The organism is Niallia yueguangensis (assembly GCF_052663115.1).
This window is the reverse complement of record NZ_JBQTCX010000005.1, coordinates 125,525-141,125: the sequence shown is the minus strand read 5'-3', so window position 1 is coordinate 141,125 and position 15,601 is coordinate 125,525. Positions and strand designations below refer to the sequence as shown.

The 15,601-nt window shown below is 39.4% G+C and carries 12 protein-coding genes and 2 pseudogenes; 7 read left to right on the top strand and 7 right to left on the bottom strand.

All coding sequences use genetic code 11. From position 1 onward, the window contains the following. Positions 1–79: 79 nt before the first annotated feature. Positions 80–1,255, bottom strand: coding sequence for a trans-sulfuration enzyme family protein (locus tag ACTYA4_RS06840; RefSeq protein ID WP_443480549.1), 1,176 nt, complete (start codon positions 1,253–1,255; stop codon positions 80–82). Positions 1,256–1,707: 452 nt separating this feature from the next. On the opposite strand from ACTYA4_RS06840, the gene ACTYA4_RS06835 reads away from it, so the two are divergent. Continuing rightward, positions 1,708–3,129 carry an amino acid permease gene (locus ACTYA4_RS06835; protein WP_443480548.1) on the top strand — a complete coding sequence of 474 codons (1,422 nt, stop codon included), beginning with the start codon at positions 1,708–1,710 and terminating at the stop codon, positions 3,127–3,129. A gap of 65 nt (positions 3,130–3,194) precedes the next feature. On the opposite strand, the gene ACTYA4_RS06830 is transcribed toward ACTYA4_RS06835, so the two are convergent. The 3 genes and pseudogenes from ACTYA4_RS06830 to ACTYA4_RS06820 form a co-directional block, all read right to left on the bottom strand. Further along, positions 3,195–4,040, bottom strand: a complete 846-nt coding sequence (locus ACTYA4_RS06830; protein ID WP_443480547.1) for an Ig-like domain-containing protein — start codon at positions 4,038–4,040, stop codon at positions 3,195–3,197. Positions 4,041–4,126: 86 nt separating this feature from the next. Beyond that, a pseudogene (locus ACTYA4_RS06825) lies at positions 4,127–7,058 on the bottom strand (Tn3 family transposase). A gap of 2 nt (positions 7,059–7,060) precedes the next feature. Beyond that, positions 7,061–7,618, bottom strand: coding sequence for a recombinase family protein (locus ACTYA4_RS06820; protein ID WP_443480546.1), 558 nt, complete (start codon positions 7,616–7,618; stop codon positions 7,061–7,063). A gap of 239 nt (positions 7,619–7,857) precedes the next feature. Here ACTYA4_RS06820 and ACTYA4_RS06815 point away from each other — a divergent pair, with 239 nt between their 5' ends. From ACTYA4_RS06815 to ACTYA4_RS06800, 4 genes and pseudogenes are all read left to right on the top strand, one after another. After that, positions 7,858–8,430: a TetR/AcrR family transcriptional regulator gene (locus ACTYA4_RS06815; RefSeq protein WP_443480545.1), complete on the top strand. Its 573-nt coding sequence runs from the start codon at positions 7,858–7,860 to the stop codon at positions 8,428–8,430. A 170-nt stretch (positions 8,431–8,600) separates the two neighbouring features. Continuing rightward, entirely contained in the window at positions 8,601–9,734 is a 1,134-nt protein-coding gene (locus tag ACTYA4_RS06810) for an NADH-dependent flavin oxidoreductase (RefSeq protein ID WP_443480544.1), read from the top strand. 84 nt (positions 9,735–9,818) lie between these two features. Next, complete coding sequence (locus tag ACTYA4_RS06805) at positions 9,819–10,661, top strand: SDR family NAD(P)-dependent oxidoreductase (protein ID WP_443480543.1); 843 nt, start codon at positions 9,819–9,821, stop codon at positions 10,659–10,661. A gap of 30 nt (positions 10,662–10,691) precedes the next feature. Continuing rightward, positions 10,692–10,838 (top strand): annotated as a pseudogene (locus ACTYA4_RS06800) (alcohol dehydrogenase); the annotation flags it as partial. On the opposite strand, the gene ACTYA4_RS06795 reads toward ACTYA4_RS06800, so the two are convergent. From ACTYA4_RS06795 to ACTYA4_RS06785, 3 genes are read right to left on the bottom strand one after another with little or no spacing between them, the layout of a single operon-like run. Next, complete coding sequence (locus ACTYA4_RS06795; protein WP_445505583.1) at positions 10,827–11,591, bottom strand: hypothetical protein; 765 nt, start codon at positions 11,589–11,591, stop codon at positions 10,827–10,829. The pseudogene ACTYA4_RS06800 and the gene ACTYA4_RS06795 overlap by 12 nt on opposite strands. Next, on the bottom strand, positions 11,485–12,030 hold the full coding sequence (locus ACTYA4_RS06790) for a transposase (RefSeq protein ID WP_443480541.1): 546 nt from the start codon (positions 12,028–12,030) through the stop codon (positions 11,485–11,487). The genes ACTYA4_RS06795 and ACTYA4_RS06790 overlap by 107 nt, the downstream gene beginning before the upstream one ends. Beyond that, positions 12,027–13,166 carry a tyrosine-type recombinase/integrase gene (locus tag ACTYA4_RS06785; RefSeq protein ID WP_443480540.1) on the bottom strand — a complete coding sequence of 380 codons (1,140 nt, stop codon included), beginning with the start codon at positions 13,164–13,166 and terminating at the stop codon, positions 12,027–12,029. The genes ACTYA4_RS06790 and ACTYA4_RS06785 overlap by 4 nt, the downstream gene beginning before the upstream one ends. Positions 13,167–14,007: 841 nt before the next feature. Here ACTYA4_RS06785 and ACTYA4_RS06780 point away from each other — a divergent pair. Both ACTYA4_RS06780 and ACTYA4_RS06775 read left to right on the top strand, forming a co-directional pair. Next, entirely contained in the window at positions 14,008–14,454 is a 447-nt protein-coding gene (locus tag ACTYA4_RS06780; RefSeq protein ID WP_258535796.1) for a MarR family winged helix-turn-helix transcriptional regulator, read from the top strand. Positions 14,455–14,552: 98 nt separating this feature from the next. Beyond that, positions 14,553–15,599 (top strand): saccharopine dehydrogenase family protein, encoded by a 1,047-nt coding sequence (locus ACTYA4_RS06775; RefSeq protein WP_443480539.1) that lies wholly within the window; start codon positions 14,553–14,555, stop codon positions 15,597–15,599. The last annotated feature ends 2 nt before the right edge of the window (positions 15,600–15,601 follow it).

Below are 15,601 nucleotides of genomic sequence, written 5' to 3'. Positions count from 1 at the left end.
TAAACAGGCTCCTTCATGTTAATATTATGAAACAGAATAGGGATTTCCTCTATCCACTTATGATTTTCTCTGGCATTATTTAGATCAACTCTAAAACCTTATTAAATTCATTCATTAAATCATCAATATTTTCCAGACCTGTAGATATACGAATAAAACCTTTAGATATACCTGATTCCTCCAATTCCGCATCATTTAAATTCCGATGAGAAGTAATCGCAGGTGCACAAACAGATGTCTTCACACCAGCTAAACTAGGCACAAACTTAATTCCTTCTAAATTATCTATAAAAATACGATAACTTTCTTCATCCCCTTTTAAATCAATCGTCAGCATCCCGCCAAACAATCCATTGTTAAAATGAGAACTTGCAATATGAAAATATGGAGAAGATTCCAAGCCAGGATAAAATACCTTATTGATTTTTGGATGCTTTTCAAAGAAGGCTGCTAATTTATATGCATTATTAGAATGTTCTTTCATGCGCAGTTCTAATGTTTTTAAGCTGCGGATTAAAATCCAAGCATCAAACGGGCTCATACAACCGCCATAAAGCGTTCCAACCTTGTCGATTGCTTTGATCGGTTCTTTATTAGACACAATTATGCCCCCTGTAACATCTCCGTGTCCGCATATATATTTAGTTGCACTATATATCACGATATCTGCTCCAAATTTTAATGGCTGGCAAACAATTGGGGTGGCAAATGTATTATCAATGACTAATTTCGCCTTATGCTTATGTGTGATGTTTGCTAATTCTTCTATATTCTCCACACCCATCAGTGGATTTGAAATTGTTTCTGTATAAACAAGTTTTGTATTCGGTCGAAAATACTGTTCAAAATCATCCTGAAGATCAATAAAAGAAACATCGATATTAAATTTTTTCAACTGATATTTTAAAAACTCATACGTTTCCCCATATAAAACTTGTGATGCGATAACATGATCCCCTGCTTCTAGGTATGTCATAAAGGTTGAAGTAATCGCAGACATCCCAGAAGAAAACACAAGTGCATCCTCTCCACCGTCAATAGAAAGCATCACCTCTTTTAACGCTTCATGAACAGGGTTTGTCATACGTGAATAAATAAAACCTTCCGCCTCGCCATTGTAAACTTTATTTAAAGTATCTACATCATCAAAAGCAAATACCGAACTCATCGTAAGCGGTATAGTTTCCGGAGTAGATAATGATTTAGGATTATGACTGCCTAATCTAGATAATAATGTATTAAAATTTTGATTCATGACGAATTCCTCCAATCTATCATTCAATAGGGTTATATAAAAATGCATTTATTGCATATTGTATATTGTATTATATAAATAATCAAACTTAATTTTTATTTTCCCCTTTCCCCTCAACAATAAAAATCGACTATAAATGGTAAAGGTTTTAGCTTTTTCATTATATATCTTCTTCTTAAAACAAAATAACACGTCATAATTTCTGACAATATAGTTGTATATTCTACAAATGAATGATACATTCTTAAAAAAATACAATATGCAATATACACACTTTCATCATACTATCCAGTTTAAAAAGGAGGTTAAAAAGGAGCTCCTTATCATTTCAGTAGATATTTTTAATTCAGAAAATTTAATCTTCTATTAATTTTTCTGAAAAGCTTGTATTTTATATATTTTTCAATAAAACTGTAATCTATAAGTAGATTGCTAATAAAGGAGACATTCATATGTTAGACACGAAAAACACAAAGGAAAATTCCTTGCACCGATCGATGAAAAGCAGGCATTTATTTATGATTTCGCTTGGCGGCGTTATTGGGACAGGTCTTTTTCTAAGCTCAGGCTACACTATTAACCAAGCTGGACCAATAGGAACCATTCTTGCTTATCTACTAGGATCCGTTATCGTCTATTTAGTCATGCTTTGTTTAGGAGAATTAACGGTTAAAATGCCTGTAACCGGTTCTTTCCATACTTATGCGACAAAATTTATTGGCCCTGGAACTGGATTTACGATGGCATGGCTCTATTGGTTAACTTGGACAGTCGCGCTCGGTTCTGAATTTACAGCTGCAGGTTTAATCATGGAAAGGTGGTTTCCTTCTATCCATGTTTCGATTTGGAGTGCATTCTTTATTGTATTGCTTTTTGCCATTAATGCTTTTTCTGTCCGCTTTTTTGCAGAAACAGAATTTTGGTTCTCTAGTATAAAAGTAATTGCTATCGTTTTGTTTATCCTTATTGGCGGGTTAGCGATATTTGGAGTCATTCCAATGGAAGGATATAATGAAGCCCCATTGTTCTCCAACCTTGTAAATGATGGTCTTTTTCCAAACGGATTTAGCGCTGTGTTTTTAACGATGTTGGCAGTTAACTTTGCTTTTTCCGGTACAGAACTAATTGGTGTTGCAGCTGGAGAAACAACTGAACCTGAAAAGGTTATTCCAAAAACAATTCACACTACACTTATAAGACTTATTATCTTTTTCATAGGGAGCATTACCGTTATTTCCGCTTTAATCCCTTGGAAGGAAGCTGGCGTAGATAAAAGTCCCTTTGTATTAGTTTTTGAAAGCATCGGTATTCCTTATGCCGGAACAATTATGAACTTTGTCGTTTTAACCGCTATTTTATCTTGTGCAAATTCTGGTTTATATGCAGCAACTCGTATGCTTTGGTCTTTATCAAATGAAAAAATGATTTCGAAATCCTTTAGTAAAGTGACTAAAAAAGGCGTTCCGATGAATGCTTTAATTCTGACTATGCTTGGTGGAATTTTATCACTTATCTCGAGTATCATCGAAGCTAAAACCGTTTATATTGTATTAGTATCCATTTCTGGATTAGCAGTGGTCATTGTGTGGATGGGAATCGCAGCTTCTCAATTTATGTTCCGTCGTTCCTATATAAAGGAAGGAAATGATATCAAGGATTTAAAATTCAAAACACCTTTGTATCCCATTGTCCCTATCGTAACATTTATTTTATGCTTACTATCTTGTGTTATGGTTGTATTTGACCCATCACAAAGAGTCGCATTATTTTACACCATTCCTTTTGTAGCTTTCTGTTATATTTTTTATTATGCAAAAGAGAGTATTCGGAAGAAGAAAATGTTGAAACAGCAGACAGGAGTAACAGAGTCGTAAATTTCTTTTGAAAAAGCAGGTGGGATGCCCCTCCTGCTTTTTTATTTTCATATAAATACATTCAACTAGTTAGATACTGTCAGTACTTTTGTTGCACTTGTTTTATTTTCTGAATCTGTTGCAGATACATAAATTTTCGTTCCAGCTTTTTGCTTAGGAATATTCACTTTAAATTTCCCTTTAGAATCTACAGTACCTTTATATAATTGTTTACCTATTTTAATGGTAATTTTAGCTTTTTTCTCTGCTGAACCAGTTACACTTGTGTTTGTTTTTTTCACTTTATTAACACTTGGCACATTTGGAGCAACACGTGTTACAGTGATTTCATTTGTAAGACTCTTGATTCCATTTTTATCATGGCTATATACAGAGATTTTTTTACCTGTATTTTGAACAGGCATGTTGATTTTGAAAGAACCATTTGAACTTGCTTTCGCCTTATAGCTTTTACCTGAGATAGTCGCTGTAACAGTAGAACCACCTTCAGTTTTTCCTGATATTGATGTTGAGTTATTATTAACGCCGTTTAATGTTAAAGGATTAGCCTCTTTAATCGTTACTTTTGAAGCTGTAGTTGGAATATGAACATATAAAGTTTGACTGCTGCTATCAAAATAGTACGAACGATTCGTTTTGTTCATATCATCCATTGTGTTGACTCTTGCATATTGACGAGTAGATTCAACTACTTCAGATGGTTCTTTTGCATTATTTATTTTTAAATTATACGCTTTGATTGTTGATTTGTACTTTGAAACTGCGCTGCTCTTAGTAAATTCAATTTTCTTGCCATTACGCTTCAAATTAAAGTTTGTTAAGTTATATTGGCCTTTTTTGTGATTTAGTGAATGTCCATCATCTTCATAAAAACTATAGCTTGCTTGATTATCAAGATACGTATCAAGCACTAAGGGGGCACGTCACGAAACGGAAAAAATCGTACGTTAAGCAGATACAGCCGACCTATCGTGTTTTTGGCCGACTGTATTTTTTATTAATAGTTATTATCTGAACGAAGGGGTCTGAATGCGCCACGTTCCACATAGGTGTTCTGTTGCCACGTGTAGTCACCTGTCAGATTGATGTGTCCCCAACCAAGTGGAGAAAGGTGCTGTAATAGATTGTCGTCAATCAATTGACCGCGTGATCTCAACTCTTGTACAGCTCGTTCCAAGTAGACCGTATTCCACAATATGATGGCTGCTACTACTAGATTAAGACCGGAAGCTCGATAGAGCTGATTTTCAAAGCTACGGTCACGTAATTCTCCCAGGCGGTTGAAGAATACAGCACGAGCTAGTGCATTTTTAGCCTCCCCTTTGTTCAATCCAACCTGTACTCTACGACGCAGCTCAACATTCTGTAGCCAGTCCAGCGTAAATAACGTACGTTCGATACGCCCTAATTCCCGAAGTGCCATAGCCAGCCCGTTCTGACGTGGATAGCTCCCTAATTTTCTCAACATAAGGGAGGCAGTTACGGTACCTTGTTTGATTGATGCTGCTAGTCGAAGAATTTCGTCCCACTCTTTTCGAATGTGTTTTAATTTGATGTTGCCACCGATCAAACTCGATAGTGTTGGATATGGCTTCGTATCACTTGTCACATAGAGTTTCTTGTCTTTGAGATCGCGTATGCGTGGTGCAAACCGAAAACCCAGTAAGTGCATTAAACCAAATAAATGGTCAGTAAAACCTGCCGTATCGGTGTAATGCTCCTTAATTTGTAACTCCGACTCATGGTACAGCAAACCGTCCAATACATGAGTTGCATCTCGTACGGCAGCATTGATGACCTTGGTATGAAAGGGTGCATACTGATCTGATATATGGATGTAGAATGTAACGCCTGGATCTTTCCCATATTTTGAGTTTAAGTGACCAATGGATTGACCGGTTCCACCAACTACGAACCACTGACCATCTGACGATGAAGTTGTTCCGTCCCCCCACCATGCGCTAAATGACTGTCGGGACTGTGCGTTTACTAGTTCAGCTAGTGCTGCCGAATAAGTTTCATCGCGAATATACCAAGCCTGTAACCAGGACAACTTTGCATATGTTGTCTCAGTGTAGGAAGAGGACTCCGCCATTTTAGTTAGTCCTAAATTAATTGCATCAGCTAAGATCACAGTCAGAAGGAGATTCTTGTCGGTGATCTGATCGTTGGTTTTAAGATGAGTAAAATGACTGGTAAAATTGGTCCAGCTATCCACTTCCAGCAGTAGATCGGTAATTTTCAGGCGAGGTAGTAAAGAATATGCTTGGCGCATCAGAAAGTCCGCTTCTTTTGGAACCGTATTGGAAAGTGGGGTGATTTTAAGTCCACTTTCTGTTATGATCGCATCCGGCAATTCGTTTTGCGAAGCAAGCCGTTCCGTTTTATCTAATTCGCATTCTAATACTGTCATCCGTTCTTCCAGGAATCGGTCACAGTCGGTTTCTACAGCCAGGCCAAGCTCTTGTCGATTATGCTGATCTATAAATCGCGATACAGGCAATAAATATTCCTCAAAGTCTTTAAACTGACGTGAACCTTGCACCCAGATGTCGCCGGAGCGAAGGGAGTTCTTCAGTTCTGATAACACACAGAGTTCATAAAAGCGCCGATCAAGTCCGTCCTCGTTCCGGACAACTGTTTCCCATCGTTTGCGAATAAAACTTGTCGGTGCATCCTCCGGTACTTTACGCGCCTGTCGTTGATTCATACCTTTAATCGTGTTTACTCCTTTTAAAATGTCTTCTGCTACTGGCGCTGCCTTCAGTTGAAGTGATTCTAGTAGCGAAGGGGTGTATCGACGAAGCTGTGGGAACCCGTCGCCGATTAGCGGAAGAAAGTCGAAATTGGCCGGTTGAGCCAACTTCTCCGTCTCTGTGACGCTTTCTGCGAATATCTCCCATGGCAAAATGGATTCGATGGCTATGTATGGATCACTTCCATTTTGTTTTGCTTCGACCAATGCACGACCAATACGGGAGTACAAGCGCAATTTATCGTTTATTGCTTTTCCCGACTGCTGAAAGCGATCAGAATGATGTCGCTTGGCTCGGTTATATAGCTTTCCAAGCATACGGTCATGCATATCAATGGTTTCGTCAATTAGCGTAGCGCGTGTATTGAGTACAACAGCCACCAGGGTGGCGTAGCGGCGAAATGATTCCAAATCGCGTAGATGCTGTGCAGTCATCTGCCCACCCTCACGGGCTATTTTTAATAGTCGGCTTTGGTGAACAGAACGTTCTAGTCCCTCCGGTAATGCCAAGTTTTCAATTGTACGTAGTCGCTCGATATGAGCAATAATATTCTTGGCATTTGGTACACCAGGTGACTGACGTAGCCAAGATAACCAACTTATCATGGTTCCTTCACGAATCGAAAGCAAGTCATCAAGCTTTTGCCGATGGTACTCTGACAAAGGCGCAATCAGTGCCTCATACAACTTTCGAGTTCCTCGGGTGAGAGCTTCTGTACACACTCGCTCAATCACATCGATTGAAGGAACAATAATATGCTGTTGTCGTAACATTCCCAGCAGAGCTGTTGCTAACGCTACTCCTCTGTCGGTCTGTTGTGCTAGTTCAGATAGATGGTGGACGAAATGGCGAGCATGAGACGTACCAAACGGTGTTAAACCAAGCCAAGTTTGTAACTCCAAGAAATGTTCTCGTCGTGTTTCAGGCCGTTTCGCGTACTGAGACCAGAGAGTGGGATCTAGATCTAATTGTCGTGCAACCATGGATAAAAGGGTCTCCGGAGGTTGAGCATCTGTTGGCAAAGCCAAGACGATTATGGCCACCCCTGTGCTGACGAATGACGGATAAGTCTTGTTCATTGAATGTGTAATGTTGAATGAGTTCTTCTTCAGCAGTTGGAAACTCTAAAAGAGAGGTTCGTTCAGTTGTGGTAAGGATGCTTCGGCGCGGCATATTCAGTCTCCCCGTAGGTATTGGTACACTGTTTCGCGACTGATGCCGTACTCACGGGCTAAATCAGATTTCTTTTCTCCAGCAATTGCACGTTGGCGTAATTGTGCCACTTGCTCAGGAAGCAATGATTTTTTTCGCCCCCGGTATACGCCACGTTGTTTAGCCAGGGCAATGCCTTCACGCTGTCGTTCACGAATCAAGGCCCGTTCAAATTCTGCAAAGGCCCCCATAACTGACAGCATTAAATTTGCCATTGGTGAATCCTCGCCAGTAAAGGTTAGATGTTCCTTAACAAATTCAATCCGTATGCCTCTTTTGGTCAAATCTTGAACAATTTTCCGAAGATCATCTAAATTGCGAGCGAGACGATCCATACTATGTACAACTACGGTATCTCCCTCGCGTACAAACGCAAGTAGTGATTCTAATTGCGGCCGTTGCGTATCTTTACCAGATGCTTTGTCCGTGAATAGTCGATCTACTTGAACATGTTCTAATTGGCGTTCTGGATTCTGATCGAAGCTACTTACACGGATATAACCAATGCGTTGACCGTGCATAAACTATTCCCCTTCCTTATTGTGTCAGGAATAAGTCTATGACCCTTCATTGAATATGTCAATAAATTAATTTCACAACCCTAAACTGACGATATTTGGAGCATCTCCCTGACGTCAGTTTAGGGTATAGTTTATTATGACAAACAGAAAGACTCAGATGGGGATTAAGCTACCGGGAAGATAGTTTATCCTTGAAGGATCTACTTGACTTTAATCGAACGGTCGTTTAACTTTGAACTATGAGACATAAAGATGAAAATAAAAGTGAGAGCATTTTTAAGGCAGCGATCCAGCTGATCAATGAAATTGGTTTATCGGATGCTTCAATGTCCAAGATTGCGAAGAAAGCAGGCGTATCTGCTTCGACGATTTACGTTTACTTTGAAAACAAGGAGGATATGCTGAATAAATTGTATTTGAGCATCAAAAAGAAGATGAGTCTAGAAGTGTTTTATAATTACGATGACTCCATCTCCATCCGAGCAGCATTTGATCATACCTTGAGACAGTTTATTAACTTTATTTTGACCAACAAAGATGAATTTTTATTTGTTGAGCAATTTTCAAACTCGCCTCTCCTTCATAAGCTATCCCTCAAAGAAGGAATAGATTTATTTGAGCCTATCTTTAACTTATTTGATAAAGGTAAGAGTCAGAAAGTTTTCAAACAGGTTGATACGAGTCTGCTCCATATGTTCATGTTTAATCCAGCCATGCAATATGCTAAAGGATATTTTGGTGGACAAATGGAGTTGAAAGAGGAAAGCGTGACCGAATTGATTCAAATGTGCTGGGATGCTGTAAAAGCATAGTTCGATACTTTCAGAGGGGCAAGTCCCTCTGATTAAAAACCATTTGATTTTAATCGAATGATCGTTTATTATAAAATAGATCAACCGGGAGATCATAAGGTAAGCCAGAATTTTTTTGTTTTGACAATAAACGAACGTTCGATCAATATGTTATGAAAAGAGGACAAAAAGTGAATACTAAATATAATCAACTGTTCCAACCTTTCACCTTCAATAACGGCATCACGATCAAGAATCGCGTCGTTATGGCACCAATGACAACCTGGGCAAGCAACGATGATCTAACCATCTCCGACGAGGAAGTCAGCTATTACCGCAAAAGAGTAAAAGGGGTTGGACTTGTTATAACCGGCTGTACGCATGTGCAACCAAACGGTATAGGTTTTACTAATGAATTCGCAGCTTATGACGATTCCTTTACTCCAAGCCTACGTAAATTAGCTGATGCTGCGAAAAGCGGTGGAGCTACTGCGTTACTTCAGATTTTTCATGCAGGTAACAAAGCCCTACCGGCTTTAACTCCAAATGGTGAAGTGGTTAGTTCCAGTGCTGTAGAGACTGAAGCTACTGCATTTGCTCCGTCAGTATTACCTAGAGAACTTTCACATGATGAAATAATAGAAGTGATTCATGCGTTTGGAGAAACCACAAGACGAGCCATTGAAGCTGGTTTTGATGGTGTTGAAGTTCATGGTGCACACGGATTTTTACTTCAAAACTTCTTCTCTCCTTTCTTCAATAGACGTGACGATAAATGGGGGGGCTCTCTAGAAAATCGCTTACGTTTCCCATTGGCAGTCGTTCAGGAAATGAAAAAAGTGATTAAGAAGCATGCAACAAAACCGTTTATTTTAGGGTACAGAATTTCTCCTGAAGAATCAGAAGAAGGTGGTCTGAGAATGAGGGATACCTATGCATTGATTGAACGTCTGATTGAAGAGGACGTTGATTATGTGCATGCTTCATTGGCTGATGCTCTTTCTTCAAAGCCAGTCGACAGTCAAGATGAAAAAACGTATCTTGAGTTACTTGTTGAACATGTACAAGGCAGAGTTCCTGTGTTGGCTGCCGGTTCTATGACTACTGCTGATGATGTGGCAAAAGGAATAGATAAAGGTCTTACCCTAGCTGCGATTGGCCACGCGTTAGTCATGAATCCAGACTGGGTTGAAAAGGTACAAAATGGACAAGAGTCTGAAATCCAAACAGTGATTAAGACTTCACAGGTTAGTGAGCTTGAGCTTCCGGAAAAACTTTGGGGCGTAATTCAAGCTTCAGCCCCATGGTTTAAAATCGAAGAATAACAGCGTAATAGAGAGAAGTTAACTGTTTTGTATCGCATAGTAATCCTTTCATCAATAATGAAACCACATTTAGGGGGAAACAAGATGTCTGAGAATAAAGTTTGGTTGATCACGGGCGCAGGACGCGGTATGGGCGCGGACATCGTGCGGGCCGCGCTGGCTTCCGGTCACAAGGTTGTCGCTACGGGAAGAAATCCAGACGCAGTAGCTAAAGCGATCGGCGCAGCGGAGAACCTGTTCGTCGTTAAACTGGACGTAACCAACCCAGAAGATGCAGAGGCTGCGGTTAAGGCTGCGGTGGAGCGATTCGGAACGATCGACGTACTGGTCAATAACGCCGCCAGCTGCTATGTCGGTTTCTTCGAGGAGCTGACCCAAGAGCAGATCGAACGTCAAATCGCGACCAATCTCTATGGTCCGATGAACGTCACCCGTGCCGTGTTGCCTGTGATGCGAAAGGCTCGTTCCGGTCACATTATTTCGATTTCTTCCCTGGCAGGCCTCGCCGGATTTGAATTTAACGCCGCTTACGCTGCTTCGAAGTTTGGTCTTGAGGGTTGGATGGAATCGTTGCGTTATGATGTTTCTCCATTCGGCATCAAAACAACCATCGTCGAACCGGGCTTCTTCCGTACCGAACTTTTAGAACCGGAATCAACTTTCTGGGCCGAGCGATCTATCGATGACTACGCTGCGCGTAATCCTCAATTCCGGGCGTTCTTTAAAGAAAAGAATGGCAAACAGGAAGGCGACCCGGCAAAGCTTGCGAAGGCGTTAATCACCATCGCGAATCAGGAGGAACCACCGTTTCGCTGGATCGCGGGTAGCGATGCGATCGCTGGTGCAGAGCAGAAAGTCGCTGAACTTGAACAACAGATCAACGCCTACCGTTCCCTTTCGACCTCCCTTGCTTACGAGGATGCTTAAGCTATTTCTTGTCCCACAAAACCAATAATTCTAGCTGTGAAGTCCACTTGGGCCATGGGGGCGGAGGTTGCTGTTCTTTCGCAATCATTCGACAAGAAAGAAGACGGATTGCGAATGGGTGCGGAACATTATCATGCCACAAGCGATCCAGACACGTTTAAGAAACTACCGGATTCCCTTTAAGGGTCCGGTTTTTTTCATGCAACGCGTGCTTAGCGTACGATTATTTCCGTTTCGTGAGGTGACCCCAAGATAATTAATTTTTTGAAACAGTTGCTCCAGCACATAATCCGGAATATAGTCAACATGATCGTAACTCTTTTTTCGTCGTTTCGGAATGTCCTCAGAGAAAATAAGCACCCTTGCACTCTTTTTAGGGGCAATACTATATTCATAGGTTTGAAGATCTTCTAAAAAGTTCCGAATGATAACCAAGGTGGTTCCTATATGATGTTCTGGGTGCGAGTTCTTTCCTTTTAAATTTACCTTCGCATGGTAATGCACTTGTTCTATATATCTCAATACGTGTTCTCTAGATAATTCAGTTAAGTCGTTCCATTCAGGTTCAAGACTGCAAATAAAATTGATAAACTTTGGAATGAATCCCATGTAGTTCATTGCTGTTGCCCATGAAAAACCCCGATGTCCTAATAGGCGCTGCTTAAAATATCCTTTCACTTCATCGCGAATATATACATTTTCTATTTTTAAGAAGTTGATATAATGTCTAGGAACAGATTGGTTAAATTCAATGCCGTACAATTGATTTAACACTCTCACATCCCATCTTTCCTTATCCCACTCATCGCGTGAATCCGCCAACTTACATACGAAAAGAATATATGATTCTAAGAAAGTTAACTTCAGCTGTATAAACAATAGACTCCCCGTATAGCTTTTTATTTGTTTTTTTTGTTGTCTTAATCCCATTTTCATTCAGCCACCAAAACCATCTCTTTTGAGCTTTTTCTAAATTTAATTCTAAAAGTGAGTCCATATTAGGATAAACTTCATTTAAAAATTGGGCCAACCTCTTTAACAAAGTTCTTTGACCACCAAATATGCTTGTCAGTGCCCATTCTTGACTAAATAATTTTTTGTAAAAAACGTATTTTAATTCTAAGTTAATAGAGAAATTATGTGCTAAAAAATATAAACTCTTGCTTCTAAAGTTTTTCTGTTTATACCGAACGAAATCTTCCATTTCAATTATAATATCTAGGTTCCAGACATCATTTACTAAAAAATAAGAGTTAGGAACGGAGCTGTAATGCCCAACCTTTGATGCTATACTAGTAGCGAGCTCATTCTGAATTTTTTGGTGAAACTTTTGCTGTTCCAAAATAGACTTAACATCTGGTTTAATCATTTTTTTACTCCCTTATTACAATCTTTGCTAACCTGGAAAGCTGATTGTGCCTTCTCCCAATTCTCACGAATTTCTTCACCGGAAGGATGGACGTACATGTTCATTGTGGTCTGAATATTGGCATGGCCTAGACGTTCTTGAACCTGTTTAATATCTTTTGTTTCACGATAGAACAGGGTGGCGTGAGTATGACGCAATAGATGGGGATGTACCTCTACTCCTGTTTTTTCTCGTAGACGTTTGAAGAGTGCATGAACATCCCAATCTGTCATTGGAAACCCTTTATTTTGACCATGTAGTTTTACAAATAGAAAGTTTGTATCAATTTCCATCTCATCAATAACCTCGTAGAGGTAGTCATCAAACAAATCCATAAGCCCTTGTGACACGTAAATTTCTCGTTCTCCTGTTTTCAACTTAGCACCGTTGGATAATTCCCCCCGATCACGTAATCGTATGCGATGTCCATGCTTATGATCAAAGATGAAATCTTCTATAAATAGTGCCAAAGCCTCACCAATCCTCAGCCCCGTCTCAAAGAGAAGGGAAAGAAGAAAGCGATCCCGTATATTACTAGTTGATGCATATAATACTTCTACTTCTTCTTTTTCTAAAACTTTCACCTTGCGACGAGGCTCTTTCAGTTTCAGAATGTTTTTGTTTACAGGCTTACCTGCATTTACATGGTGGAGGAAGCTCTTGTACCGTCTCCATCCCCCAGTAAATACTTCTTTTATAAGCCTGTCACGAACGTCCTGTTCTAACTCTCCATTACGGTACAGGTAATCATAAAAAGCTGTAACTACTGTAACCGTAAGGTTAACTGTTCTCTCTGTCTTCTTTGACCTCATCTCTTTAAAAGGAGTAACTTTATGGCTGCTATATGGATTCCGCAACCATCCGATAAACTCTGCTAGGTCCTGTAAGATGATCTCCATATAATCCTTGTCAATTTCCCCTAAGTAATCAAAATACTGTTTCAAAGCATAACAGTACGTCTTTTGAGTATTGCTACTCTTTCCAGTATTATCTAAATATTTGAGGTATTTTGCCACTGGCATCACAGGAATACCATCCGAGTCGAGTAATAAATATCTCCTTTTGTTTCCATCCAACTTCACTTCTTGAACCTTCATTTGTCCTCCTCCAATAGCTTAAACATATGATTATATTAAACTTATTAAATAAGATTTAAAAGGTCTTGTTTATCTTTCTGATTTATAGAAAAAGAGAGGATATTCGCTCATATATTGAACGAATTATCCTCTCTTTATGATAGTCTAATTAACGTATGTTTTCCGCGTTTTGTTGGTAGGACCCCTTATAGAAAGTGGTAAAGTTCATAAACCAACGATAGAATCGATTTATGGATGATCGATGTTGATTAATGGTAGAGTGGCTTATCCTTTTTGACCAGGTAGTCATAACTCCTTCATTTTCCATTCATTTGATTATGACTAGAATTCCATGAGTTAATCACCCAAAATACCATAATTCATCATAATCTTTAATAGAATACGACAAGTCCATTTAAAATCGTTGGTAACTATTTTTAACTTGACTCCAGAAAGTTTATTATCTAAACTAAAAATGCGCTTAGACGAATGACAGGGCTAAATTTTTTTGGTTATTTAGTTTAGTTATTAAACAAAATGGAGATGGGGAAATGAAGATACCATCTAGAAATTTGACCAGAATGATTCTGTATTCCGTTATGTAAATGATTCTATCAGCTATTCATCATTACTGTGCGCCCACTATTTATCAATCACCTTGGAGACTTCATGTTGTTCAAGTGAGTATCGTCGTGATTATTTATAGCTTGTGGTACTTGTTGTTTGCCGCAAATGGCAAAATACTTTATTTACAAAAATTGATTTCCATCTTTTTGGTCGTTAGTTTCAGGATTGGCATTTTTGAAGGTGGTTACAATTATTTTGTCAAAAACATTGTTTTTTTGATTGGAGTGTCCGAAATATGAAACAGAAAAAAGTAGATCGTACAAAGTCAGGTAGCCAGCATCTAGGCCAATTAATTATGCTGCTCCAACGTTTAGAAAAACATCCACATACGTTTGGAGAGGCGGGTCCTTTGACACCGACTGAGATTCATACTATTGATGCGATTGGCGTGGAAAGAGGTGTGCTAATGAGTGAACTCGCCAATCGCCTTCAGGTAACCAAGGGAGCCGTTACGCAAATTATTATCCGTTTGGAAGACAAGAACTTAGTGGAACGAACTCCAAATCCAACCGATTCAAGAAGTGTGATTGTATCTTTGACCAAAAAAGGCAAAAGTGCCTTTCGAGCCCATGAAGAGGTGCACTTACATTTCTATCGAGAGTTACGTTCGCAATTAAATGATCAGGAGATTGAGATTTTTGAGAAGTGCATAGAGAAGCTGTGTACCCATTTACGAAAGTAATTTTTTTACCTTTTTAGTTTAGTTTCTAAATAAATTAGCGATGTAAAGATAGGTACTAATAGAAGTTAGGTGGGATTTGATTGAGAGAAAAAATCATTGTGGTCGGTGGGTATGGTCAGGTTGGCAAAGTGATCTGCGATGAATTAGGAAAGATTTATCCATATAAGGTGTACGCTGCTGGACGTAACTTCCAGAAGGCAGAACAGTTCTCGATTCATACAGGGAGGAAAGTTTTACCTCTACAACTTGACGTGAATGAACCGATAGCTGGCGATTTTTTCCGTGATGTTTCCATGGTTGTCATGTGCTTGGACTTACAAAATACCAACTTTGTTCAAGCGTGTGTTAAGCATCAGGTTGATTATATTGATATTACGGCTGATTATTCTGTGATGTCAAAAATTCAAGAGATTCGTCCTACGGAATCGACAGTTGTCCTAAGTGTCGGGTTGGCACCTGGAATAACCAACATGCTAGTGAAACAAGGAAAGAATCAATTGGATCAGGTCGATTCTGCAGATATTTATATTTTGTTAGGTTTAGGGGAGGTACATGGACGTGCAGCGATTGAATGGACAGTGGATAATCTGAGTGCTGATTATTCTGTCATCCACCAAGGAAGCAGAAAACAAGTGACCAGTTTCTCTGATGGAAAGAAGATGAATTTTCCAGCGAGATTAGGACAAAAAACAGCTTATCGGTTCAACTTTTCTGACCAACACGTTTTACCTCAGACGTTGGGTATTCCCTCTGTTTCCACTCGTCTATGTTTTGATTCAGCGATGATGACAAGTTTAATAGTGAGTTTAAAACGTACAGGGATTGTACGGTGGCTAGAGCAGCCCTTGATCCGAGAAAAGGTAGTGGATCTCTTTGAAAAATCGCAATGGGGATCACAAGTATATGTAGCAAAGGTAGATGTTACAGGGCAGTTGAACGGTCAGAATGTACGCTATCAAGGTTCGATTCACGGAGAAAATGAGTTTGTTGCAACAGGAAAAGTTGCGGTCTATGTGGCGAAAAATATCTATGCAGGGCAACATCCACCTGGTGTATTTCATATGGAAGAGCTGTTCCAACCTACTGATTTATTTACTGATTTAAGAGACATGGTCACATTGGATGAAAAAATACTGGAGGTATAGAC